This window comes from Peribacillus sp. NPDC097224 (assembly GCF_044761985.1).
Taxonomy (GTDB): domain Bacteria; phylum Bacillota; class Bacilli; order Bacillales; family DSM-1321; genus Peribacillus.
Genome location: NZ_JBIWDK010000002.1, coordinates 35,207 through 58,685, shown reverse-complemented (window position 1 = coordinate 58,685; position 23,479 = coordinate 35,207). Strand labels below are relative to the sequence as shown.

At 41.7% G+C, this 23,479-nt stretch carries 24 protein-coding genes; 18 read left to right on the top strand and 6 right to left on the bottom strand.

Annotated elements, in window-relative coordinates; genetic code table 11:
• Positions 1-18: 18 nt before the first annotated feature.
• Positions 19-1,350 carry a CitMHS family transporter gene (locus tag ACIQXR_RS03825; RefSeq protein WP_402871199.1) on the bottom strand — a complete coding sequence of 444 codons (1,332 nt, stop codon included), beginning with the start codon at positions 1,348-1,350 and terminating at the stop codon, positions 19-21.
• Between the two features lie 403 nt (positions 1,351-1,753).
• Between ACIQXR_RS03825 and ACIQXR_RS03820 the strand changes: the two genes are divergently transcribed.
• The 11 genes from ACIQXR_RS03820 (at position 1,754) to ACIQXR_RS03770 (ending at position 12,797) form a co-directional block, all read left to right on the top strand.
• Entirely contained in the window at positions 1,754-2,611 is an 858-nt protein-coding gene (locus tag ACIQXR_RS03820; protein ID WP_402871202.1) for a LysR family transcriptional regulator, read from the top strand.
• A gap of 158 nt (positions 2,612-2,769) precedes the next feature.
• Positions 2,770-4,278, top strand: coding sequence for an FAD-dependent tricarballylate dehydrogenase TcuA (tcuA, locus tag ACIQXR_RS03815; protein WP_402871205.1), 1,509 nt, complete (start codon positions 2,770-2,772; stop codon positions 4,276-4,278).
• Positions 4,279-4,374: 96 nt separating this feature from the next.
• On the top strand, positions 4,375-5,145 hold the full coding sequence (locus tag ACIQXR_RS03810) for a class I SAM-dependent methyltransferase (RefSeq protein ID WP_402871207.1): 771 nt from the start codon (positions 4,375-4,377) through the stop codon (positions 5,143-5,145).
• Positions 5,146-5,211: 66 nt separating this feature from the next.
• The gene (locus tag ACIQXR_RS03805) at positions 5,212-6,339 is read left to right on the top strand and encodes an AbrB family transcriptional regulator (RefSeq protein WP_402871210.1); all 1,128 of its coding nucleotides are present in this window, start codon (positions 5,212-5,214) and stop codon (positions 6,337-6,339) included.
• Positions 6,340-6,664: 325 nt separating this feature from the next.
• The gene (locus ACIQXR_RS03800) at positions 6,665-8,041 is read left to right on the top strand and encodes an alkaline phosphatase (RefSeq protein ID WP_402871213.1); all 1,377 of its coding nucleotides are present in this window, start codon (positions 6,665-6,667) and stop codon (positions 8,039-8,041) included.
• Between the two features lie 18 nt (positions 8,042-8,059).
• On the top strand, positions 8,060-8,707 hold the full coding sequence (locus tag ACIQXR_RS03795) for a DUF4352 domain-containing protein (RefSeq protein ID WP_402871215.1): 648 nt from the start codon (positions 8,060-8,062) through the stop codon (positions 8,705-8,707).
• 107 nt (positions 8,708-8,814) lie between these two features.
• Positions 8,815-8,967: a YpzG family protein gene (locus ACIQXR_RS03790; protein WP_402871217.1), complete on the top strand. Its 153-nt coding sequence runs from the start codon at positions 8,815-8,817 to the stop codon at positions 8,965-8,967.
• A gap of 279 nt (positions 8,968-9,246) precedes the next feature.
• Positions 9,247-9,621, top strand: coding sequence for a nucleotide excision repair endonuclease (locus ACIQXR_RS03785; RefSeq protein ID WP_402871219.1), 375 nt, complete (start codon positions 9,247-9,249; stop codon positions 9,619-9,621).
• A 191-nt stretch (positions 9,622-9,812) separates the two neighbouring features.
• Positions 9,813-11,060: a flavin-dependent oxidoreductase gene (locus ACIQXR_RS03780; protein ID WP_402871221.1), complete on the top strand. Its 1,248-nt coding sequence runs from the start codon at positions 9,813-9,815 to the stop codon at positions 11,058-11,060.
• Positions 11,061-11,071: 11 nt separating this feature from the next.
• Positions 11,072-11,368: a Dabb family protein gene (locus tag ACIQXR_RS03775; RefSeq protein ID WP_402871224.1), complete on the top strand. Its 297-nt coding sequence runs from the start codon at positions 11,072-11,074 to the stop codon at positions 11,366-11,368.
• 82 nt (positions 11,369-11,450) lie between these two features.
• Positions 11,451-12,797, top strand: a complete 1,347-nt coding sequence (locus tag ACIQXR_RS03770; RefSeq protein ID WP_402871226.1) for an MFS transporter — start codon at positions 11,451-11,453, stop codon at positions 12,795-12,797.
• Between the two features lie 157 nt (positions 12,798-12,954).
• Here the strand turns inward: ACIQXR_RS03770 and ACIQXR_RS03765 are convergent, their stop codons facing one another.
• Positions 12,955-14,214, bottom strand: a complete 1,260-nt coding sequence (locus ACIQXR_RS03765; protein WP_402871229.1) for an amidohydrolase family protein — start codon at positions 14,212-14,214, stop codon at positions 12,955-12,957.
• Positions 14,215-14,428: 214 nt separating this feature from the next.
• On the opposite strand from ACIQXR_RS03765, the gene ACIQXR_RS03760 reads away from it, so the two are divergent.
• From ACIQXR_RS03760 to ACIQXR_RS03740, 5 genes are all read left to right on the top strand, one after another.
• Positions 14,429-16,120: a methyl-accepting chemotaxis protein gene (locus ACIQXR_RS03760; RefSeq protein ID WP_402871231.1), complete on the top strand. Its 1,692-nt coding sequence runs from the start codon at positions 14,429-14,431 to the stop codon at positions 16,118-16,120.
• 223 nt (positions 16,121-16,343) lie between these two features.
• Entirely contained in the window at positions 16,344-16,493 is a 150-nt protein-coding gene (rpmG, locus tag ACIQXR_RS03755; protein WP_402871234.1) for a 50S ribosomal protein L33, read from the top strand.
• Between the two features lie 45 nt (positions 16,494-16,538).
• Positions 16,539-16,808 (top strand): 30S ribosomal protein S14, encoded by a 270-nt coding sequence (rpsN, locus tag ACIQXR_RS03750; RefSeq protein WP_402871237.1) that lies wholly within the window; start codon positions 16,539-16,541, stop codon positions 16,806-16,808.
• A gap of 308 nt (positions 16,809-17,116) precedes the next feature.
• Positions 17,117-17,470 (top strand): hypothetical protein, encoded by a 354-nt coding sequence (locus ACIQXR_RS03745; RefSeq protein ID WP_402871239.1) that lies wholly within the window; start codon positions 17,117-17,119, stop codon positions 17,468-17,470.
• Positions 17,471-17,591: 121 nt separating this feature from the next.
• A complete protein-coding gene (locus ACIQXR_RS03740) occupies positions 17,592-18,278 on the top strand; it encodes a hypothetical protein (RefSeq protein WP_402871241.1) in 687 nt (228 codons plus the stop codon).
• A gap of 60 nt (positions 18,279-18,338) precedes the next feature.
• Here ACIQXR_RS03740 and ACIQXR_RS03735 read toward each other — a convergent pair whose 3' ends face one another.
• The 3 genes from ACIQXR_RS03735 to ACIQXR_RS03725 form a co-directional block, all read right to left on the bottom strand.
• Positions 18,339-18,719: a VOC family protein gene (locus ACIQXR_RS03735; RefSeq protein WP_402871348.1), complete on the bottom strand. Its 381-nt coding sequence runs from the start codon at positions 18,717-18,719 to the stop codon at positions 18,339-18,341.
• A gap of 166 nt (positions 18,720-18,885) precedes the next feature.
• A complete protein-coding gene (locus ACIQXR_RS03730; RefSeq protein WP_402871244.1) occupies positions 18,886-19,584 on the bottom strand; it encodes a DUF3600 domain-containing protein in 699 nt (232 codons plus the stop codon).
• Positions 19,584-20,159 (bottom strand): sigma-70 family RNA polymerase sigma factor, encoded by a 576-nt coding sequence (locus ACIQXR_RS03725; protein WP_402871246.1) that lies wholly within the window; start codon positions 20,157-20,159, stop codon positions 19,584-19,586. Before ACIQXR_RS03725 ends, ACIQXR_RS03730 begins: the two co-directional genes overlap by 1 nt.
• Before the next feature lie 211 nt (positions 20,160-20,370).
• On the opposite strand from ACIQXR_RS03725, the gene ACIQXR_RS03720 reads away from it, so the two are divergent.
• Positions 20,371-20,640, top strand: a complete 270-nt coding sequence (locus tag ACIQXR_RS03720) for a DUF1292 domain-containing protein (RefSeq protein ID WP_402871248.1) — start codon at positions 20,371-20,373, stop codon at positions 20,638-20,640.
• Positions 20,641-20,954: 314 nt separating this feature from the next.
• Positions 20,955-22,421, top strand: coding sequence for a PAS domain-containing sensor histidine kinase (locus ACIQXR_RS03715; RefSeq protein WP_402871251.1), 1,467 nt, complete (start codon positions 20,955-20,957; stop codon positions 22,419-22,421).
• Between the two features lie 32 nt (positions 22,422-22,453).
• Here the strand turns inward: ACIQXR_RS03715 and ACIQXR_RS03710 are convergent, their stop codons facing one another.
• Positions 22,454-23,446 carry an NADPH:quinone oxidoreductase family protein gene (locus ACIQXR_RS03710; RefSeq protein WP_402871253.1) on the bottom strand — a complete coding sequence of 331 codons (993 nt, stop codon included), beginning with the start codon at positions 23,444-23,446 and terminating at the stop codon, positions 22,454-22,456.
• Between the last annotated feature and the right edge of the window lie 33 nt (positions 23,447-23,479).

The following is a 23,479-nucleotide window of genomic DNA, read 5'->3' as shown; positions in this document are numbered from 1 at the left end:
ATAGTTGAAAAATGTGTATCACATGAAGGATATGGCCCCAGTCAATATCGCCAATCCAGTGAGAATCAGGGATGAAAGAATGGCCCATTTTAAAGCAAAACGTTGATGGTCACCTATATCTTTCCCAATCATGCCGACTAATAAAATGGTCGAAGCGACTAATGGACTCATTAAGTGAACGGGTTGGCCCAATATGGAAGCCCGGGCAATTTCAATAGGGGCAATCCCATACGCGGAGGCGGCTTCAGCAAGGATGGGCAGGACTCCAAAATAATAGGCGTCGTTTGATAATACAAAAGTAAAAGGCATACTGGTAAACGCTACGATTAAAGGGAAGAAGGCGCCTAAAGATTCCGGAATGATGGAAACCAGGGTGTTGGCCATTGCGTCCACCATTTTTGTTCCGGATAAAATTCCAGCAAAAACGCCAGCTGCAAAAACAAGGATGACCACGATTAGAGCGTTACCTGAGTGAGCTAGCATCCGTTCTTTTTGCTTCTCTAAGTCTGGGTAGTTTATCAGTAGGGCAAGGATGAAGCCAATCAGAAATAATACGGGAGCAGGCAGTAGGTTCAGTATAAGAGTAGTCATGATGGATAGGACGATCAAGAGATTTACCCACAATAACTTAGGCCTTTTTATATCGCTTTCTTCTTTAATGAGAGTGTCCTCTATAGTAGCGGCAGTCTCAGATTGAGCGATAGAATCCTCTTCTGCGTAAGGGAAATGGATACTTCCAAGCCGTTTGCGTTCTTTTTTTCCGAGTAAAAAAGCAATGAAGGTCACCCATAAAGCTCCCCCAATCATTGTTGGGATGAGGGGAACGAAGAATTCGGAAGCATCAAGACCCAAAACAGCTATGACCCGTGTAGCGGGGCCTCCCCATGGTGTCATGCCACTCATTACACTTAAGGAGAGCATAGCGATAGTGGCCATTATCAAAGGATTCATGCCAATTCGTTTATAAAGAGGAAGCATGGCTGAAACCACGATCATATATGTGGTTGTGCCATCCCCATCCAATGCTACCATGAGGGATAGAATGGCTGTCCCTATCGCAATTTTGACAGGGTCCCGTTTAACGATCTGTAATATTTTTGCGATAAGCGGGTCGAATAACCCAGCATCGATCATCACTCCAAAAAACAATATAGCGAATAATAATAAAGCGGCTGAAGGTGCAACGAGCTTTATCCCCTCAAGCATCATGGGACCGATATCAGAAGCAAAGCCACCAATTATAGCGAAAATGATAGGTATAAGTGTTAAAGCCACAATCGGTGACATCTTTTTGGTCATAATCAAATATGTAAAGATAGTAACCATGGAAACTCCTAATATAGTTAGCAATGGACGGTTCCCCTCCTTTTGAATACGCTTACAATAAAGACTTTTCTTGATTGATTATTCAGAAAATTAATTTTAAAAATTCCTATTTGCATCACCTCAATGTTGTTATTGGTTATCTTTGTTAAATAGTAATACAGGAAAGTTAATAAGTTAAATATATATTTTTTTCGATTTGTCATTAAAAAAGTTTATAACCTATGTACATCATCACAATCTTAAGGGGAATGTCAGGGGTTCTTTTTTGGTACCTAAAGGAGGAAGTAACGCTAAAGCATACTAAACTATTTAGGCTTGGAAGAAGTCGAAAGAGAGGAAAGGGTATTCGATAAACTCATAAATTCAATGTATACTTTCTTTAATATCTTATAAATACAAATTATAACATTAGAAAAGGCGGGTTCGAATGGATGAAAAGGATTGGATTTTCTTAAACATACTTCATGAGGAGAAAAGCATTACACGCACGGCAGAACGACTATATATATCGCAGCCAGCTTTAAGCTATCGATTAAAGAATATAGAAGCAGAGTTTGGCGTAGCTTTATTTTTCAAGACGAAGAAAGGAATCGATTTTACCTCTGAGGGCGACTATATAGTCAAGTACGCCGAGGAAATGCAAAGGAAATTGCAACAAACGAAAGACCATGTGATGAATATGAATGATGGAATCAATGGAACGTTGCGTTTAGGTGTTTCCAGTAATTTTGCACGGTATAAGTTGCCTGAAATCTTGAAAAGATTTTCGAAGCAATATCCAGATATACAATTTAATTTAAATACGGGATGGAGTACCGAAATCATGAGCCTCCTGGATTCATCAAAGGTACATGTGGGGATCGTGCGGAACAACTATCAATGGAAGGGAGAAAAGTCCCTATTATCCCAAGAGAGGTTATATCTGATTTCGAAAAGAGAGATTACGATAGAGGAGCTGCCGAGCTTGCCGTTCATTAATTATCATACCGACAACTCATTGAAAAATTTAATCAGTGATTGGTGGCATGATCAGTTTTCGTCTCCACCTCGTATCACCATGGAAGTAGATAAGCTGGAGACATGCAAGGAAATGGTCAAAAATGAATTAGGGGTGGCAATAATCCCGGAGATGTCTCTACAGCCCAATGATTTTCTACATAAGTTATGCTTAAAAGATAAACAGGGAACACCTTTGCAACGGAACACGTGGTTAATGTATGATGCCAATTTTTTAAATCTTTCGGTAGTAAAAGCTTTTGTGGATTTCCTTGTTAAGGAAAGATAATAAAGCGGGCTTAGGGATATGGAATGACTCCATCCTAAGTCTTTTTTTTGTGTGGTTATAAATATTTTTTATCGACTTAAGCTAAATTTATATATTTCATTTATTTTTTGAAGTGTATTAAGCTTAGCTCAAGTAAAAATATGTTAGGAGGAAGATATATGGTTCAATCTAATTTCGATATAATAGTAGTAGGAGCGGGAAATGCCGCTTTATGTGCAGCTATAGCAGCTAGAGAAAAAGGCGCAAGCGTACTAGTACTCGAGCGAGGACCGAAGCAAAAGAGAGGTGGAAATTCATTCTTTACGGATGGAGCCATTCGCACTGCTTATAATGGTCTGGATGATATCAGAAAAATCATTCCTTCTATCACTGACGAGGAAGCCGAGAAAATTCATGTGCCCGTTTATAGTGAAACAGAATACTATGATGATCTCATGAGGGTTACGAAAGGACAGAGTGATCCTCAATTGGCGAAGCAATTGGTTACTCAATCATATAAAACCATTCAATGGATGCAGGGCCATGGCATTGAATTTGAACTTAATTATGAAAATCAATCTTTTGAAAAAGACGGCAAACGGATATTTTGGGGTGGTCTTCCGTTAAAAACCAATGATAAAGGTGTAGGGCTGATTAGAAAACTGAATGAACGTGTGATAGAACTTGGCATAGAGGTTTGGTACGAGACGCGCGCTACCGAGCTGAAGCTCGAGAATAATCAGATCAAGTCAATCGTTGTACAGCAAGAAGGCAAGGAGCTAACGATCAATACGACAAGCATCGTTTTAGCGTGTGGAGGATTTGAAGCAGATAAAAAGCTACGGAGCGAATTTATCGGTGAGGAATGGAATGCGGCTATTGTGAGAGGAACGGAATATAATACTGGAGACGGGTTAACTATGGCTTTGGCGGTAGGAGCACAGAAATATGGGCAATGGTCCGGCTGCCATTCAATTGGGACGGATTATAATGCTCCAAAAGTCGGTGATTTTACGAAACCAGGAGACATCTTCAAAAAACATTCTTATCCTTTAAGCATCATGCTAAATAAAGATGGAAACAGGTTTGTCGATGAGGGTGCGGATTTCCGAAACTATACATATGCCAAGTATGGAAGGGAAATCTTGAAACAGCCTGATCATGTAGCCTATCAGATTTATGATTCTCAGGTGCGACCGTATCTGCGTAAAGAGTATGACCTTGAAGAGGCTACCATTTATCAGGCGGATACGCTCGAAGAACTTGCTAATTTGCTGCCGGTCAATCAAGCACAATTCTTGAAAACGATTGAGGAGTATAACCATTCTGTACAAGAAGGAAATTATAATCCTACGGAAAAAGACGGTAAAGGAACGGATGGAATTACCCCACCAAAATCAAATTGGGCACTTCGCATTGAACAAGGTCCATTTTATGCTTTCCCGGTAACATGTGGAATCACTTTTTCGTTTGGTGGAATACATGTCAACACGGTAGGCGAGGTATTGAATGAAGAGGAAGCACCTATTGCGGGATTGTTCGCTGCGGGTGAAATGGTCGGAGGGATTTTCTACGAAAACTATCCAGGCGGATCTGGGTTAATGTCAGGTTCTGTATATGGTAAACTTGCAGGAACATCTGCCGCTTCGTATGCCTTGGAAAACCGAAGAGACACGGTTACTCAGTAAAGAATAATGGATGAAGATAAGGAAGCCGACTTTTTCTATATTAGAAAATTCGGTTTTCTTTATTTGGAAAGGAAGCGAGAAGAAGGAGGTTTTAAGATGGGAGAAAAAGATCAAGTTCTTTCCCAATTTGGGAAAAACGCTGCCAACTATGTGACGAGCAAAACGCATGCGAGTGGAGAAGATCTGGATTTACTTATAAAGATCGTGGAAAAGAACAGAAAGGATAACCTTTTGGATATCGCAACGGGAGGCGGTCATGTGGTCAAAGCTTTAGCTCCACTATTTAAACAAGTGACCGCTCTTGACTTGACCCCTGAAATGTTAGAGAAAGCAGAGACATTCATCACCTCAAATGGCATTGGAAATGTATCGTTTGTTCAAGGAGATGCCGAGCAGCTCCCTTTTTCCAATCAATCATTTGGGACGGTTACATGTCGGATTGCACCCCACCATTTCCCGAACATAAACCGATTTGTAATGGAGTCAAACCGGGTCTTAGAAAGAAATGGCCTTTTCCTCCTAATAGATAACGTTGCAGCCGAAAAGGATGAATACGATCACTTTTATAACTATATAGAAAAGAAAAGGGACCCTAGCCATTACAGGGCCTATAAAAAAACTGAATGGATTTCACTTATTGAGAACACAGGCTTTATTATTGAAAGTTTTACGACATTCAAAAAAAAGTTCGAATTTAAGAAGTGGTGTGAAATGATGCAGCTTCCTGAAAAGGATCAAAATGAATTGATGGCCTATATGATTGCGGCTGAAAAGGAAACAACCGATTTTCTTTCAATCGAGGTGGTTGAAAACCAAGTTCTCTCTTTCCAAGGGCAGGCGATGTTATTAGTGGCAAGGAAAGAGTGAACAGGTATATTCGTTTCTTTGAGATTTGTACGAAAAGATGAAAAATAAAAGTGGGAAGGTCATTGGATGGAGCGATTAGTAGATACAATGAAAGGCATTTGGCTAGTGATACTATGCGGCCTAGGAGGGGCTTTTCTGGCGTCAACGGGATTATCCATCGGATGGATGATCGGATCCCTGTTGATGTCCGCCCTGCTTTCTTTTTGGAAGCCAGCTTTCTTGAAGTTACCTGATAGTCAATCGAATAGCATGCAAATTTGGTTAAGAACAGGACAATGCCTGCTTGGTATTGAATTGGGCTTACAACTCAACCTTTCCGTGTTGAGAATATTCATGGAAAATAGCATCACGATCATCATCGTCTTGGCTTTATCGTTGTTGTTTTCTTTAGGCTCCGGTTTTCTTTTGTACAAGTTATGTAAAATGGATATGCTGACGAGTTTCTTTTCTACGGCACCGGGAGGTCTTTCCGCCATGCCAGGAATGGCTCAGGAAGCAGGGGCCAATACCGGAGTTGTGACGATCATACAAACCATCCGGATTTTTTTGGTTGTCATGATTGTACCTTTCTTTGTACTTGGAGCTAATCCATTAGCCTCAACTCCGGCTCGTTTTTTCGGTGGGGTGGAAAGTTTTAATGAAGTTGAAATAGGATGGACGCTTGTGCTGGCTCTCGCTGCCTGGGGTGGTTTCCATGTCGGGAAAATCCTCAAGTTACCTGCGCCGTGGCTAGTAGGCAGTATGTTGACGGTTGCATTTTTTCAAGCTTCCGGTTCACTCATTGCGGGGGTGGATTTGATTGCCTGGTGGCCAGATAGCATCATGATTGTTTCACAAATTATGATTGGGGCAAGTGTGGGATCCAAGTTCAATAGGGGAATGTTCGTAGGAATGAAAAAAATTCTGGTCGTCTCTTCATTAAGTACCGTTGCTTTTATATTCATGATGATCCTTTGTGCATATATCGATTCCAGAATGACTGGAATGTCCTTTATGACTACTTCATTGGCCTTTGCGCCTGGAGGAGTTGCGGAAATGACCGCCACTTCAGTAGCCCTCGAATCCGACCCGATGTTTGTCGTTGCTGTTCAGGTACTTAGGGTGTTGATGGTGTATGTGACTTTGCCGCCATTATTTAAATTACTGAATCAACGAGCGATGCAAAAAAATGGACATCCCGATTTATCAGCATAGTGTTTACGCTATCAATAATTATGTTTTGACTGATGACGCCCAGCCCCAGGGGAAGGCAAAGAATAATCCAGCATGGGCTGCCTCTTCTGGGGCGGTCTTTTTTTAGTGTGTGCTTTCTTTCATGAACTGGAAGACTTCTTTTGAAGTGGCGGAATTGTCTTTGTTGTAGCAGTCCCTGAACCTATTCATTCCCCACCTATTTTTCTTTTCTTTACTATTCATTTACATAAAACCCCCATATATTTACACTCCCTTCACAGTAGGTTCATCTTCATGCGGTATATTTTAACTGAATCATCCATTAAATCAGTAGGAGGTCGTTTTCTTGAAACGTTCATTCAGTAAAAAGATTTTGCCTGTTGCCATCATTTCCACACTAGCTCTTGGAAGTCTTACATGGTCGGTCACAAACAACGATGTCCTGGCAAAAGGAAAGCCTAAGAAAGAACCGGAGATTAGAAACGTCATTTTCATGATAGGGGATGGAATGGGTGTCTCTTATACATCCGCCTACCGGTATTTAAAAGATAGACCTTCTACGACGGTGGCTGAAAGGACGGCATTCGATCCATACTTGGTGGGTCAGCAGATGACATACCCAGAAGATCCGACACAAAATATCACGGATTCCGCTTCTGCAGCAACCGCGATGTCAGCCGGGGTGAAAACGTATAACGCAGCAATCGCAGTCGATAACGATAAGACAGAAGTGAAAACGGTATTGGAAGCGGCCAAGGAAAGCGGGAAATCAACCGGTCTTGTCGCCACATCGGAAATTACCCACGCCACCCCAGCATCATTCGGTGCCCATGACGAAAACCGGAAAAACATGAATGGAATTGCTGATGATTATTACCGGGACCTAATAGAGGGTCAACATAAAATCGATGTCCTCTTGGGGGGAGGCCAATCGAATTTTGTCCGGCCTGATGTCGATTTGACAAAAGCGTTCAAAAAAGATGGATATAGTTATGTTACCGATAAAAAGCAGCTCTTAAAGGATAAAAATAAACAGGTGCTTGGGTTGTTCGCTTCAGGAGGTTTGCCTAAAATGATTGACCGCACCAATGAAACGCCTTCATTGGAAGAGATGACGGACTCGGCGATTCAACGCCTGAATAAAGATAAAGATGGATTCTTCTTGATGGTGGAAGGAAGTCAAATTGATTGGGCTGGCCATGATAACGACATTGTCGGGGCGATGAGTGAAATGGAGGATTTTGAAAAAGCCTACAAGGCAGCCATCGAGTTCGCGAAAAAAGATAAACATACCTTAGTTGTCGCTACGGCTGACCATTCCACGGGAGGGTTCTCAATCGGAGCGAAGGGAGTCTATAATTGGTCCGGTGAGCCGATTAAGGCTGCCAAACGGACACCTGACTTCATGGCGGATGCCATCGTAAAGGGTGAGGATGTTGAAAAAACTTTGAAAAGGTATATTGATCAAAAGAAAGTGAGACTTACAAACGAGGAAATCCAATCCGTCAAGGATGCCACAACAAGTAAACATGTTACGACGATTGATAATGCAATCGAAGCCATTTTTGATAACAGGTCCAATACGGCTTGGACTACCGGGGGACATACGGGGGAAGATGTGCCCGTCTATGCATTCGGGCCCTACAAGGACCGTTTTGCCGGACAGGTCGATAACACGGATCATGCCACGATCATCTTCGACTTATTAAATAAAGGAAAATAAAACGCTGGGAGGGATTCGGTGAACAAACTACTTTTTGGTGCCTTTTTATTAACCACATTTGGTGCACTTAATACGCAGCCAGCTTTTGATGAAAAACCAAACGTAATAGAAAAGACAGAGGAAAAGGAAGAACCATTGGTGAAGAAGGATGTCTATGTTCCTAACCCCCAGTTACCGGATGATCGTGATTTGAAACAAGTCGGCCAACAGGTTTCCGATTCACGAGGCGAATTGACAGTAAAAGAATATAAGCCGATAAATGAAACCGTGAAGGTCGGGCCAATCACGGTAGAAATGAAGGATATCAAGGTGATGCATGTGGTTCCGGATTATAGCATGATTGACTTCTTTCATGGTTACACCCATGAACACGCATTCGATATCGTGAAAATGAATGTGAAAGTCCATAATCCTACCAATGCGGACGCCAAGATTTCCCCTGTCGCTTTTCTTGAGACGGATGGTGGAGAACATTTGACTTGGAAAGATGATATTTACCTGGAGAATTTGAATGGGGATATAAAAGCGAAGGGCTCAAAGCAAGGGAATATCGGGTTCATCCTCAAAAAGGAAGATGTGAGGAGGATTTCGGTTCTGACCAGTGATGCCGTAAATGGTGAAGGGAAAGTGCTTTCGAAAGGGAAAAAGGTAGAATTTTCTTTTTAAGAAGTAATGTATGTTTACTCGTCCCCAATCCATACTAAAACTGTGATAGGAACCTCCTATTGCTTTGAAAAGAAATATCCCAATCTTTTACGATGAGGTGATACAACATGAGTTATAAAGATCAATTAGATCCACATTCTCAAAAGTTTCACCATAATTGGACAAGACCTAAGCGTTCGAAGTCTCAAGTAAATGGCCATACGGAAGTATCGCAAACGAACATTATACTAAGAAGCAATGCGAAGGCCCACAGGTGGTAATGGATATTTCTGATCATGGAGAAGGAGACTCGTAACGGGTCTTCTTCTTTTCCTTCCTTAAAAAAATACAAGGGTCCATTGCCTTTTACTGAACCGCTATGTTCATGCCATGGCTTTTCCGCCAAAATTATGATACCATCTACTTTTAAGGACATGGTAGAGCAAGTGTTGGAAAGAGCTTGAACAAGCCCATTATATTCCACTAGAACATAGTGTGATTTATCAATATGACTATTTCCAGCACTCACATACATATACAAATAGAGGACGTGACTTTTGATGATTAATATTAAAATCCCAGCAGCGGATATCAGCATTAAACAAAGAAAACAAGTGATTGAGGGCGATGAAGCCATCATCCCGGAAATCTTCGGATTCATTGATTTCCATTTGATTCCCCGTGATAAGGGCGGCATCATCATGTTTTATAATGAGAAGGACGAGTTGATCTTTGTCGGAAAGGCACGTAAATTAAGACAAAGAGTCAAAAAGCATTTCGAGGATAATGTTTCACCGATTAAAGAACATCGTAATGAAGTGAAAAAAATTGAGGTTATCATCGTAGAAGATGCGATGGAACGTGAAATCTATGAAACGTACATCATCAATACACTTCATGCTAAATACAACATTGATAAAGTATTTTATAAATAATAGGAAAGCTGATTGCATGCGCAATCAGCTTTTTTATGCGTAAAAGCAGAATTACAGGTAAGACTTCCTTATGATCCTATGAAATTTTATTGCATAATCCCAGAATTTATATTGCTAAACTGGAGTTTTGTGACATAATTAGAATAATTAAAATATTTGAATAACTTATCAGGTCATTTGGAGGGGTTTCTGTGTCAAAAGTGAATACGGCAATTATTGCTGGTGGGGGCATCGGCGGGCTTGTTACTGCCCTTAAACTTCACCGCGTTGGTGTGTCAGTGCAAGTCTTTGAAAGTGTACAAACGATAAAAGCATTGGGAGTGGGCATCAATCTTCTTCCCCATGCTGTACGGGTCCTTACGGAGCTTGGATTAGGGGAAGAACTTCAGAAGATTGGACTGCCTACGGCCGAGTTGAGTTTTTTCAATAAATACGGTCAACAAATTTGGCAGGAACCGAGGGGGCTGAATGCAGGATATCGGTGGCCGCAATATTCCATCCATCGTGGAAGTCTGCTGCTGCTGCTACTAAAAGCGGTCAAGGAAGAGTTGGGGGAAGACTCGGTCATAACCGGTCACCATCTATCTTCATTCCAACTGTTCGATGATTACGTGGAAGCTCAATTTGTGAATAAAAAAACAGGGGAAAATCTAGGGGCATATAAAGCAGACATCATGATTGCAGCAGATGGCATCCATTCCACAGTTCGAAAATTCTATTATCCGAATGAAGGTGACCCTAAGTTCAGCGGCCGGATTTTATGGCGTGGCATCACAGAATCGTCATCTTTTTTAACCGAGAAGACAATGATCATGGCTGGCTATCAAGACCAGAAATTCGTTGCTTATCCTGTCGATCCTTTGGCAGAGAGTGGTCGTTCGCTTATGAACTGGATTGCGGAGTTGACGATTGAAGGGGATGCGCCTTCCCGAAGTGATTGGAATCGGAAAGTAGAGAAGGAAGTCTTTGCACCAGCTTTCGCCGATTGGGATTTTGGATGGTTGAATGTACCTAAATTAATAGAGGAAACGGAGTCCGTTTTCGAATTCCCAATGGTCGATCGCGATCCTCTTCCACGCTGGTCCTTTGGCAGAATCACGTTGCTTGGTGATGCCGCACATCCGATGTACCCAATTGGTTCCAATGGAGCTTCCCAGGCGATACTGGATGCGGATGCGTTAGGGGAAGCCATTTTAAGTGGAGTACATGCAGAAGCGGCTTTATGTGCTTATGAAGAATCACGTCTTGAGAAGACGGCGGCCATCGTGCTGGCCAATCGTCAGAATGGACCGGAAGAGGTCATGCAGATTGTCGAGGACCGGGCTCCAGAGGGATTCGATCATTTACATGATGTCATATCACAACAGGAACTAGAGGATATTGCTAATAAATATAAACAAATTGCCGGTTTTGACCGTCATGTTTTAAATAGCAGATAAGGGTGAGCAGAATGGTTGAACATATTGTTTTGGTTAAGTTAAGTGATGATGTAACAGATGATCAAGTGGATGAATTGATTTCTAGGACTCTGGCTCTAAAAGATGTTATACCAGGTTTACTGGATATCCAGCAAGGAAGGAATTTTGCGGGGCGCAGTCAAGGGTACGAGATAGGCATGACTGCCAGATTTGAGGACAGGACGGCACTTGAAGCATACTTGCCGCATCCATCCCATCAAGCGATTCTTGCCTATTTAGAAGAGATTGGACTTGAAGATTTAATTGTGGTCGACTTTGATACTAATTGATTAAAGGTGCGTGTCATACGCATCTGTCTGTTCTTTTGCTTTTGTGCTTCAACGTACTAAATAGAGGGAAGAAGGTGTAGGATTGAGGACAGTCCATGCTGGTGAAACGATAGATAAAAGTCGTTTTAACCTGTTTCATTTACTATTAATTTTTTGGGGTTTTTTCATTATCCTGGTCGACGGTTATGATGTGGTCATCTATGGTTCAATCGTTCCTTCATTGATTGAGGAGTGGTCCATATCATCGGTGACAGCGGGAGCAATCGGCAGTTATACGGTAATGGGTACGGTTGTCGGAGCGGTCTTTTTTGGCTACTTGGCCGATAAGGTCGGACGTAAGAAAATCATCTTATTTTGTACGGCTCTCTTCAGTCTTTTTACTGCTTTATCCGGGGTGGCTGGTGGACCAGTCTTGTTCACCGTTTTTCGTGTCATTTCAGGAATCGGACTGGGAGGCGTGATGCCGAACGTGATTGCCCTGACAACGGAGTACGCACCGAAAAAGATTCGGAGTGCGATGATTTCCTTTGTATTCTGTGGGTATTCGGTCGGAGCGATTGCAGCCGCCCTAGCCAGCCGTGCCATACTCCCGGAATTTGGATGGAGGCCGATTTTCTGGATTGCGGGTTTGCCGCTATTGATCCTACCCTTTATAGCTAAAGCGATTCCAGAGTCGGCGGTCTTCCTATTGGAAAAAGGGAAAAACGAGGAAGTAAAGCAGATTCTTAAGAAAGTCAATCCAGAGTTAAGTTTGAATGGGGAGACAAGACTCGAAAGAACGGAAGCACCTGAACAAGGTTCAACCATTGTGAAATTATTTGAGAAAAAACGAGGGTTGAGTACAATCATGTTTTGGATTTCCTGTTTCAGCTGCTTTGTCCTGATATATTCGATGAACACGTGGTTGCCGAAATTGATGATCCAGGCAGGGTATAGTTTAAGTTCTAGTTTGCTATTTGTTGCGATGATGAATGTCGGTGCGATCGTCGGAACGATTGCGTTCGGTCCGCTTACGGATAAACTAGGTTTCAAAAAAGTCATGATTCCCCTGTATGTATGTGGAGCCATTGCCCTTGCAAGCATCGGTCTTACACAAAATGCGGTGCTTGCCTATATATTGATTGGTTTCATCGGTGCATCGTCGGTCGGGGTGCAGAATATAAGCAACGCGATGGTATCACAATATTACCCACCTTCCATGCGCTCCAGTGGCGTGGGGGCATCGATGGCGTTCGGTCGCCTAGGTGGTATTTTTGCACCAACTTTTGTAGGCATCCTCTTAACGATGAACCTGCCAGCTCAAATGAACTTTTCCTTGATTGCAATCGCTGCGGTAGTAGGAGCGATCGCCATTGCTTTCGTTCAGGAAAAACATGCACATTATAGCATGGCCGGAGAAGGTCAACCCGAGGAGAAGCGGGCCGTTTAAATCATGAGACAAGGGGCTGTCTAATAAGTCCTTATTCCATTGAATTCCGCAAAAACAAAGAGGCAGAAATGTTGTTAAATCAACGTTTCTGCCTTTTACTATTTATTCAATTACGGGGTAATTACACCTTTTGGGACAGCCCCTGTGTCATTGAAACCTATTCAACAACCTGATGATAGACTTTCGTCAGGATTTTTTTATATGCCCGGTTCATTTCTTCCTCATCCACGTGTGTAAGGGTGCGATTGAACATGATCCATTCCCCGTTGACCATTACATGATGAATGGATGGTTCGCTCGTTTCAAGTAAAAGATTATGCACGGTCGTGGAAAACTCGTCTGTATCGACCTCTGGAATAAGGGGGTTCTTTTTTATGAAGACAAGATCTGCATGAAATCCATCCTTGATTCTTCCACTCATGTTCTGATGATAGGCGGACGCGCCATTTTGCGTTGCCATTTGCCAGATGTTCTCCGCTGTGAACGGATGTGTCGGGGACATCGCTTTTAGTAGATAATAGGCGATTTTCATATTTTCCCATAAATCGGTACTGGCATAATCAGATCCCATGCAAACATTCACCCCTTTTTCAAGCATGCTGGATACGGGGGCTATACCTGCTCCAGTGCTTAGGTTCGAGACGGGACAATGGACGACAGAGGAACCTGCCTCAGCTAGTAAATCGATATCTATTTCATTCAAGTGAACGCCATGGAAAAAAATCGTCTTGTTATCGAGTAGCCCTTGCTCTTTATATAACTCGATGGATGACTTTCCGTATTGAGAATAAATCAGGTCCCTTCTCCATTGGTTTTCCATCCCATGCGTGGTATAGAGGGAATCAAAGTCCTTTTTACTAGAAACACAGAGAGCAAGGGTTTCATCCGTGATATCCTCTTCTTCTAGCAAATGCGTACCAAAGTTGACCTGCCCACTTTGCAGATCGTGATATTCCGGAATCTTCTCATAGGTATCGACAAAACCTTTCATTCCAATGCGGTTGATGGTTTCGGCAATCGCATCCGGCCAATTACTTGGCTCTGATTCACTGACGAACGTGATTCCTTTCTTCACCATATCTGCGTAAGCCTTCATACAAATCGTTTCATATTCCCTTCTGGTCAGTGCATCGATTTTCTCAAAATATCCGGATTGAAGGTGTCCTTGTTTGCTGTCATTACACCACTCTTCAATTTTCATATCCCTTTGAAGTCCTTGGGCAGTTAATGAATAACCATGAAAATGAGCATTGTATAATCCAGGTATTAGTATATATCCTTCACAATCCATTTCTTCGACAGAAGCATTCCCTTCAGAGAGAGAAGGATTTGTGACGATTTTCCCTTCATGTATTAACAGATTTCCCCTTGAAATGGCATACTCTTCATTCAAATATGTTGCGTTTCTTAATAACATGTATTCCCCTGCCCTCTTAAATGATAGTGTTTAACAAATAATATTTATTTTACCACCATGTTCCATTTAATTTTTCCTTTTCTTAACCGATAAAAGAAAAGGAAACTATTACTCCTTGGGAACATATTTACCGTCCACTTTAATTGTGGGCTTTTTATATGAAAAGGGATAGATAAGCGTGACCATTACAAAAGAAATAGAGGGGTAAAAAAGAATGAAATTATCCATAAAGAATAAGTTACTACTAAGCTTTTTTCTTGTCTCCATCATTTTTGGAGTTTCAGCTTTCATTTCTTATCACAGTATGAAAGATATGAACAAGAAGTATGATTATATTCTTGATAATATCTCCGAGGTTCAATCAATCACTCAAAGTATCCAGACGGATGCAGCACGTCAGGTAACGTATTTAAGAGGATATCTATTATATGAAACACCTGATATGAAAGAGAAGATGTATGAATCGAATGAAAACATTAATGAATTAATAAAAGAAGCGAGAGATTTGTCGCACTCAGATAAAATGACCAAAGAGCTCGATGGAATCAAAGCATCAAATGACGAATGGATTGAGGAGAGTCGTAAATCTGTAGAAGCGGTACGAGCCGATCCTGAAAAAGCCAAGTCCCTAGCCCGGGATAATGTGGTTCCCATCAGTACCAAAATGGTTGAGCAAACGAATTCATTCTATACATGGATCAAAGACGACATCATGGTGCAAAAGGTGAAAGAGGTTCAGGATAAATCTAAGTCGGCAACTAAGAAGATTATCATTCTAAGCCTGATAGCTTTCGTGCTTGCGATGGCTGATGGATTATTGATTTCAAGCGTTATTTCCAAACCAATCGAGAAGTTGAGTAAAATGGCTAACCGGGTCGCTGAAGGAGATTTGAATATAGAAAAAATCGAGGTAAGAACCCGCGATGAGGTTTATGTGTTAAATCAATCTTTTGAAAAGATGACCCAAAATCTGCATCATACGATTACGGCCATCTCCTCCAATACGAATAAAGTTACATTATCGGCTGAGCAATTAAGTGTCAGTTCTGAACAATCGAAGTTGGCAGCAGAAACAATCGCTCTTTCGATACAGGAAATCTCCGGGGCTTCTGAAAGTTCAACAAGGCAACTGGAAATTAGTCTCGGTTCACTGAATGAAGTGAGCCAGGGTGTGGAACGGATTACCGACAGTACGGCTAGCATGTCAGAGCTTTCAAAAGAAACCGAGAAACAGGCAGAAGAGGGCAGCCACTATGTCGAGGAGAACTTGAAGCAAATGAGATTCATCCATGAATCGGTTAACCAATCGAATCAGGTTATCGATTCTTTATCGGAACGTTCTAATCAAATCGGGAATATTATCGATGTAATTACGGGCATTGCCGGACAGACGAATCTATTGGCATTAAATGCAGCAATCGAAGCGGCAAGGGCGGGCGAACATGGTAAGGGATTCGCCGTGGTGGCCGATGAAGTGAAGAAACTGGCTGAACAATCTCAGAACTCTACCAAGTTGATCACGGATTTAATCATGGGAATGCAAGACGACACAAGGAATTCTGTTACGATCATGAAAGACGTGATGGATAATGCGGAACAGGGCGTGAAGGTTTCAGTGGAAACATCGAATAAATTCGCCCAGATCCTTCAAAGTACGAGAGACATTACTCCGAAAATCGAGGAAATCACGGCTTCCATTCAACAAATTTCAGTCAGTGTAGATGAAGTATCGGAAACGTCGAATAAATTAACGGCACACGCACAGGAAAATGCGGCCAATTCAGAAGAAGTGGCGGCTTCAACGGAAGAACAACTGGCATCGATGGAAGAAATCAATTCATCCGTGCATTCATTGACCTCTATGGCAGATGAGCTAAAGCAAGTGGTTCGTAAATTCCAGATTTAAAAATGTATTTTTAGAAAAAAGCAGGCTTCCTGACATGGTCGGGAAGCCTGCTTTTTCATTACGGAGATATTTGATGTTGAGTAGGGAACAAGGGGAAAATCGAAAAAGCTTACGAAAAAACTTGCAAATAGTAATGATTACGTTTTAATATATAGAGGTACACATCATAAACCGTAATCATGACGATTAATGAAATTTATAAAACATTTAGGAGGGAACAAACATGAGAGTAAACATTACCTTGGCATGTACAGAGACGGGAGACCGGAATTATATAACGACGAAAAATAAGCGAAACCATCCTGATCGAATCGAATTGAAAAAGTACTGCCCGCGCTTAAAGAAACACACGCTTCACCGTGAAACAAAGTAATCCGGGTACAATATAAACACTATTATAGAAGGAGAGATAACTAAGGTGGCAAAAAAGTCAAAGATAGCAAAGGCAAAAAAACAGCTGGAAACAGTAGAAAAGTATGCAGAGGTTCGACAGGAACTTAAAGTGAAAGGAGATTATGCAGCATTGGCCAAGCTCCCAAGGGATGCTTCGCCAACACGTATTCACAATCGGTGTGGAGTTACGGGAAGACCACGTGGATATATGCGGAAATTCAACATGTCCAGGATCGTTTTCCGTGATCTTGCACATATTGGGCAAATCGCGGGCATCAAAAAGGCAAGCTGGTAATCTAAGATAGAATGAAAAAGGTGATCACTGGGCATTTACAGCCGGAATCACCTTCTTCTAGCATTTGATACTCTCCTATTCAAACCTCCGATAATCTGTTTGAGTTCCTTTCACGGTCGTTCCTGCGGAAACTTGCATGTTCTTCGCTCATAACCTTTATCATCATTCGAAAATTTTACCAGGTTAATCTAAAAAATAAAATAGTTTTACAGGATATATGTACTAGATTAAGAGAATGTCATTATTGTATTCCCTTTTCATCCGATACTTCATATAATTGAAGAATCTTACCGGAAGAAGGATGGAATATGCATATTTTTTGGACGATTTATTTAGGGATTTTAGGAACGGTGGCGATTGCTTTTTTGCTTAAAGGCCTTCGTACCCCCTCTTTAATAGTGGATTTCATCATTTCAGTTATTACGTGGATCGGACTATTTGGATTTGTGACGAATACAGCCATACTCACGCCTCTTATATGGAAATTCGTGTTTGTAGGTGGTTTGCTGTGGGATGTACTTTTCAGTTATATCGGAAAGCATGATGATGGAGAAGCAGCAATGGAGGATATTTCAGGACGTGCGAAAAGTATCCTCATTGGAGTCACATTACTCATTACCCTCGGACCGTTATATTACGGGTTATACCAATATGCATTCTAAAGGAAAGGGCCAATCGGGTTCTTTTTTTTTGATTGGTTTCCATATTTTTAAAATGTGGTATGTTATTAAATGACAATAAGTAGTGACATTGAACTATTAAATGGATCTGGGGGCTATTAATATGGGTTTTCTAAAAAGTGCCGGTGAAGGTGCGGGATGGTTAGTTGGCGGTGTGACTGGCGGCATTATTAAGGGAGTTGGAGAATTAACGGGATCTAAGTTCATCCAAGAGGTTGGCGATGGTGTTAAGAATTCCACGGAGTTCACGGGTAAGCAAGTAGGGAATGTGGCTGAGGGAGTCTGGAATCTTGGAAGTGGACTAGTATCGAAAGATGATGGGAAGGTGGATCAAGGGTTCAAGGATCTAGGTGACGGTGTAGGGAATACAGCTAAAGCAGTGGGACAAGGTATTAAGGCTACGGTGGGGAATGTTGGAGATGTAGCCGGAGGACTTAGGGATGGGGACGAAACACGTTGGAAAGAAGGATTACGCAATGTGGGGAAAACAGTCGCCGTTGGTGCGTTGGGGGTATCCATTTTGGATATGGCGGACGTTATTGATGTAAATGGGAATGAAGGCGGATTGGGTGGTTCGGATCTTGCACTAGAAAATGGGTCAGATGGAGCATATATAATAGAAGAAAATCATCAAGAACATGGTGTGGAACCTCATTGGCGGACATTGGAAAGTGGAGAGAGAATTTGGGTTGATGGTGATGGGGACAGTAGTATCAATCAATCCGTGGAAGAAGGCGGAGGTTGGAACCAGAGCAATCCTGATTACCGGATACCTGTAGACGAAGCTTGATACCTATTTATTAAATGGACTCATTAAAAAAGCAGAAGCTGATCGCTCTGCTTTTTGTTTTCATCTCTGAAAGAACTCGATCCATTCTTTCTCTGGTCCGTATATGTAGAAATAGCGATAGCCGTTTGGCAAGGTGACGATTTCTTCATCAATCAATTCAACATTCTCAAGGCTTTGGATCCGCGCATATTCTTCTTCGATATCATCCACGGTAATGGCAAAGTGATGAATCGTTGCTTCTGATGGCAACGTGTCACTATATCCTTGAATCAATTCAATTTCGGTTTCATCTGAACCCTCATACCCAAGGAAGGCAAGCTGAATGACACCATTCGTATGAGGTACACGCGCTTTCAATTTTAAATCCAACACTTCTTGATAAAAGGAGATGGATGTTTCTAGATCTCTTACAACGATGCCGATATGATCGACTTTCTTCATAGTCAAAGGGGATTCCTCCTTCTTGTTGTTAATAAGCAATACTATTATATATGATTAGGTATAAAAATACAGTAAAATAGACTAAATTATCTGATTTTTAATAAAGATAGTACTTAGGTTGGCGTAAAAATAAAAAGACAACCTTTACAGATTATCTATCAAGTATTCAAAAGGCTTGTTCGTTCAATTGTTTCTCGTTAACGTAGTCCATGAAGTCTAATGCTTCTTGAAAGTCTGCTTGGAGAGTAGAAGGTAAGCTTTCGGCGTTAGTAGGTACGTCTGCATCGGTTTCGCTCTTCACTGTGATTTTTTCATAAGTCATAAGGGCTTCGATATACGTTTCATATTCCTCGCTCGATAATAGCTCCTCGCTGGATACCTGTCCGTTCAGTTTATCAAAATAAGGCTGTAGATCCATTAAAATGATTTTCAGTTCTTCAGCTTTACTTGCAGGTATCGTGTCGTAGTCTATATTCCCGTTAGAATTGCCATATTCCAATTTAGCCGCGGTTAAAACTTGCAGGTTTTCTTTAAATTGTACATATTCTTCTTTTCCCAAATCCCCTTTAGCTTGTGATAGTTTTGCGTCCAAAAGGAAGTACCCCTCCATGGTAGCGTTGGCTACATGCTTTTTTAGATAATCGAAAGACCCGTACAACTCATCTGCCAAGTAGGTTTGATAGGCGAAAGCGCTCGTCGGGAGTAATAATGAGGCAATAAGAATTCCTGTAACTAGGTGTTTTTTTCTTTTTCCACGATAGGTAGTCAGTTTATTAATTACTTTCACTTTTAGTTCAGGAGGAGCATTCAAGCCCGTACTTTCTTCTTGTAGTGATTCCCTTAATTGAGACTGAAAGTTCTTCATTATACATTCCTCACTTTCTCTAAGGATAAAAGGCTCTCTTTCCCGTGAGCATTCAATTTTTTTAAAGAAGCATGGATTCGTGATTTTACGGTCCCGATTGGGATATCTAATATTCGGGCCACTTCTTCTTGAGAATAATCATTTAAGTACCGGAGAATCACGACCTGTTTGAGCTTGTAGGGCAACTGGTTCACCAAATCTACGAGATGCCGATTGGAGATTTTTTCTACGATATCATTGGAAAAATCGGGTATTGCGACTTGCTTTGTTTCTTCTGCTTTCTTGGAAATCCGAAGACGCATCCACCTTTTCCGTCGGTATGTCTGAATTGTTTTGACGACAATTCCCGTCAACCATGGTTTAAAAGGTCTCTCACGATCATATTTACGAAGAGACTTATAAATCTGTATGTAGACATCCTGAACAACATCGTCTACTTCTGATTTTTCATCTATAAGAAAATGGACGTTTTTATAGACGGTTTGGATGGTCCTTTCATATAAGTCATTGTATGCTTGTGTCTCTCCATTTAAAAAACGGTTGATGGTATTTAACAAGTCGGTTTGGTCACACATTCACTTACCTCCTTCCGTTTTATACTTTATATTGGTGAGTATTCTATATTTCGTTCGAAAATTCATAGGGTTTTTTTTCCACTTTAATGGATTATCTATTGAAAAGGAAAAGAATTGCCCTTTTTTAAAGCAAAAATTTGTTTCTGTATGGAATAGTAGATATACTATGGAAACAAACCCATTTTAAATGGACTTGAGAGGAGAGATTATGATGGGAAGTATTCGCGAAGGTGAAGTGTTTACCCTTACTGACGACAGTGATCAAGAGCACGAGGTTGAAGTTCTGGGAACATTGGATGTTGAAGGAACGGAATATGTAGCTGTAGGTTTGCTAGAAGACATTGAAGAAGACACAGAGGAAGATATCGATATTTTCTTTTTCAGAGTTGAAGGCGAAGGAGAGTTAAATGATATCGAAACGGACGAGGAGTTCGAAAAGGTATCATCTGCTTTCGAAGCGGCTTTTGATCCACAAGATTGATGACTAGAAAAGACGGCACATCTACGTGTCGTCTTTTCTTATGTATATCGTGTTAAATTATTGTGCGTATACCATGATAGTGGTTACATGCTATCCAATCTTAATAAGTTACATGCTTCTATGAACCGATAGTTGGAGAATGTAAATATAATACATTTAAAGAGAAGAGCTAAATCTGCATGACTGATTTAGCTTCTTTTTATTGGGTTTTCACTACATTGATAGTGAAAACTACTATAAAATACTGGTAAATGATTTACTGTTACTGTAAAATTGAGTAAGTGAATTTTCGGAATTGGAAAGGAATAAATCTGTTGAAAAAGCTAATTAATGATAGACAAGGGCAAGTGGAAGAAAAAGTAGATGATATCACAAAGCAGCTTCAATCTTTCATGGAACAAAGTGCGGATGCCATTTCCATCGTTGATCTAGATGGTAAAACCCTACAAGTTAATGCTGCCTTTGAGGAGTTTTTTGGCTGGATGAATGACGAGGTATTTGGTAAGCCTTTTCCGATCATCCCCGATTTCCTGAAGGAATCTGTTGACGAGTTGCATAATAGGGTCAAGTCGGGGGAACAAGAGAAGGGGTTCGAAACGGTCAGACAAAGAAAAGATGGCCAGCTAATTGATGTGAGCATCACCCTTTTTACGATCAGGAATAACGAAGATGAACCGACGGCATTGGCGTTCGTATACAGGGACATTACGAATCAAAAGTTGGCTGAAATAGCGTTGAGGGAGAGCGAAGAACGGTATCGCAACCTGATCGAGGTGTCACCTGAAGCAATCTTTGTGCATCGTAATGGAATCATTGAGTATATGAATCCCGAAGGTGCCAGAATGCTGGGCTTGTCTGTGGAAGAAATTATGGGGAAGTCCGTTTTTCAGTTCGTGCATCCCGATTCTCAAGACACGGTCGGCAAGCGAATAGAAGTGATGAGAGATGAGGGGAAGACGGTCGAGTTACTGGAGCAAAAGTTCAGGCGCTTTAATGGTGAAGTATTTTATGGTGAAACCATCGCCCTTCCGATTATTTATAAGGGACGACCAGCCATCCAGGTTTTCTGTAGAGATATTACCGAACGTAAGAAGACAGAAGAATTATTATGCAAGACGAATATGCTTTCTGCGGTCGGTCAGATGGCGGCGGGCATTGCCCATGAGATAAGGAATCCACTAACTGCCATCAAGGGATTTTTGCAATTAATGGGTGAAACGCCTGACAAGCAGGAATACCTTGACCTGTCAGTGAAGGAAGTGGACAAGATCGAACGGTTGGCTAAAGAGTTTTTATGTCTTGCCAATCCCCAATTGCAAACATGTGAACATACCCGGATACCTGCCATTTTAGATAGTGTCATAACGTTGGCCAAGCTTCAGGCGAATCTGAACGATGTCGAAATAACGATGGAAACTAAAGTCGACGATTCAACAGTATTTGGTGAACCTAATCTATTAAAGCAAGTGTTTACTAATGTAGTGAATAATGCAATTGAAGCCATGGAAAATGGCGGGAAACTTCATATCCAGTTGGATGAATATGATCCAGGGAACCTGGTCATCCGCTTCATTGATTCGGGTAGTGGGATGACAGAGGAACGAATGAAGCATTTAGGTGAGCCTTTTTATAGCACAACGGAAAAAGGGACCGGCCTGGGGCTAATGGTGAGTACAAAAATCATTCATGAGCATCAAGGGCAAATTAAATTTAGTAGCGAGGTCGGCAAAGGAACCACCGTCGATATCATCCTCCCTATTCAAAGGCACATTAAAAGGTGACGAGAGCCAGAGCTAACGTCACCTTTTGTTTTTTATAATTTGACGATTGTCCGTCCCCTTGCTTGACCTTTCAGTAAGGTAGGCAGGACATCGGGAAGTTCCTGCAAGGAAATTTCCTGTTGAATGAGCTGTTCTACATGATCCAACTTAAAGTCGGTTGCTAGGCGTTTCCAAACTTTCAGCCTCGTATCCATAGGGCAATTCACTGAATCGATGCCAAGCAAGCTGACGCCTCTCAAAATGAATGGGAAGACAGTCGAAGGCAGGTTTGTCCCTCCGGTTAATCCACTGACCGCCACCGATCCACCATATTTAACTTGGCTCAGGACAGAGGCCAATGTTTCTCCACCGACCGGGTCAACGGCACCAATCCATTTTTGCTTGCCAAGTGGACGAAGCGTGCCATCATAGACATCTTCACGGGATAAAATCTTCGTAGCACCCAGTTCCTTTATGTACGCGTGTTCTGATTTTTTCCCGGTGCTCGCTTCTACCGAATAGCCGAGCTTGGAAAGAATCGAGACGGCAAAACTGCCGACGCCTCCAGTGGCTCCTGTGACGAGAACATTTCCGTCCTCTTGCTTGAGTCCATTTTCTTCTAGACGCATGATGGAAAGTGCAGCGGTGAAACCGGCAGTTCCGATAACCATGGCTTCTTTCAATGTTAGGCCTTCAGGGAGCGGGACAACCCACTCTGCTGGAATACGGGCGAACTCACTGTAGCCCCCGAAGTGTGAAACGCCAATCTCGTAGGAGGTGGCAATCACTTCGTCTCCTTCTTTGAAACGGGAATCCTTAGATGAAACGACAACACCTGCCAAATCGATGCCAGGGACAATCGGATAGCGGCCAACGATGTTTCCGTTAGGGATCGTCGCTAGGCTGTCTTTATAGTTCACGCCAGAATAATGCACGCGGATGAGCACTTCACCTTCTGGAAGATCGCTGAGTGAAAGTTGCTGAATGGTTAAGGAAAAGTCATCTTCTTGTTTGTTTACGAATAAGGCATCAAATTGTTGGGTCATTGTTTTTTCCTCCTTTTTTAGTGAATATTCCCT

Coding starts and splice junctions, on each gene's coding strand:
- ACIQXR_RS03820 (WP_402871202.1), top strand. CDS start 1,754: ATGGATGAAAAGGATTGGATTTTCTTAAACATACTTCATGAGGAGAAA.
- ACIQXR_RS03725 (WP_402871246.1), bottom strand. CDS start 20,159: ATGTGTGACCAAACCGACTTGTTAAATACCATCAACCGTTTTTTAAAT.
- ACIQXR_RS03805 (WP_402871210.1), top strand. CDS start 5,212: ATGGAGCGATTAGTAGATACAATGAAAGGCATTTGGCTAGTGATACTA.
- ACIQXR_RS03810 (WP_402871207.1), top strand. CDS start 4,375: ATGGGAGAAAAAGATCAAGTTCTTTCCCAATTTGGGAAAAACGCTGCC.
- tcuA (WP_402871205.1), top strand. CDS start 2,770: ATGGTTCAATCTAATTTCGATATAATAGTAGTAGGAGCGGGAAATGCC.
- ACIQXR_RS03720 (WP_402871248.1), top strand. CDS start 20,371: ATGGGAAGTATTCGCGAAGGTGAAGTGTTTACCCTTACTGACGACAGT.
- ACIQXR_RS03740 (WP_402871241.1), top strand. CDS start 17,592: ATGGGTTTTCTAAAAAGTGCCGGTGAAGGTGCGGGATGGTTAGTTGGC.
- ACIQXR_RS03745 (WP_402871239.1), top strand. CDS start 17,117: ATGCATATTTTTTGGACGATTTATTTAGGGATTTTAGGAACGGTGGCG.
- ACIQXR_RS03775 (WP_402871224.1), top strand. CDS start 11,072: ATGGTTGAACATATTGTTTTGGTTAAGTTAAGTGATGATGTAACAGAT.
- ACIQXR_RS03765 (WP_402871229.1), bottom strand. CDS start 14,214: ATGTTATTAAGAAACGCAACATATTTGAATGAAGAGTATGCCATTTCA.
- ACIQXR_RS03730 (WP_402871244.1), bottom strand. CDS start 19,584: ATGAAGAACTTTCAGTCTCAATTAAGGGAATCACTACAAGAAGAAAGT.
- ACIQXR_RS03710 (WP_402871253.1), bottom strand. CDS start 23,446: ATGACCCAACAATTTGATGCCTTATTCGTAAACAAACAAGAAGATGAC.
- ACIQXR_RS03760 (WP_402871231.1), top strand. CDS start 14,429: ATGAAATTATCCATAAAGAATAAGTTACTACTAAGCTTTTTTCTTGTC.
- rpmG (WP_402871234.1), top strand. CDS start 16,344: ATGAGAGTAAACATTACCTTGGCATGTACAGAGACGGGAGACCGGAAT.
- ACIQXR_RS03790 (WP_402871217.1), top strand. CDS start 8,815: ATGAGTTATAAAGATCAATTAGATCCACATTCTCAAAAGTTTCACCAT.
- ACIQXR_RS03785 (WP_402871219.1), top strand. CDS start 9,247: ATGATTAATATTAAAATCCCAGCAGCGGATATCAGCATTAAACAAAGA.
- ACIQXR_RS03735 (WP_402871348.1), bottom strand. CDS start 18,719: ATGAAGAAAGTCGATCATATCGGCATCGTTGTAAGAGATCTAGAAACA.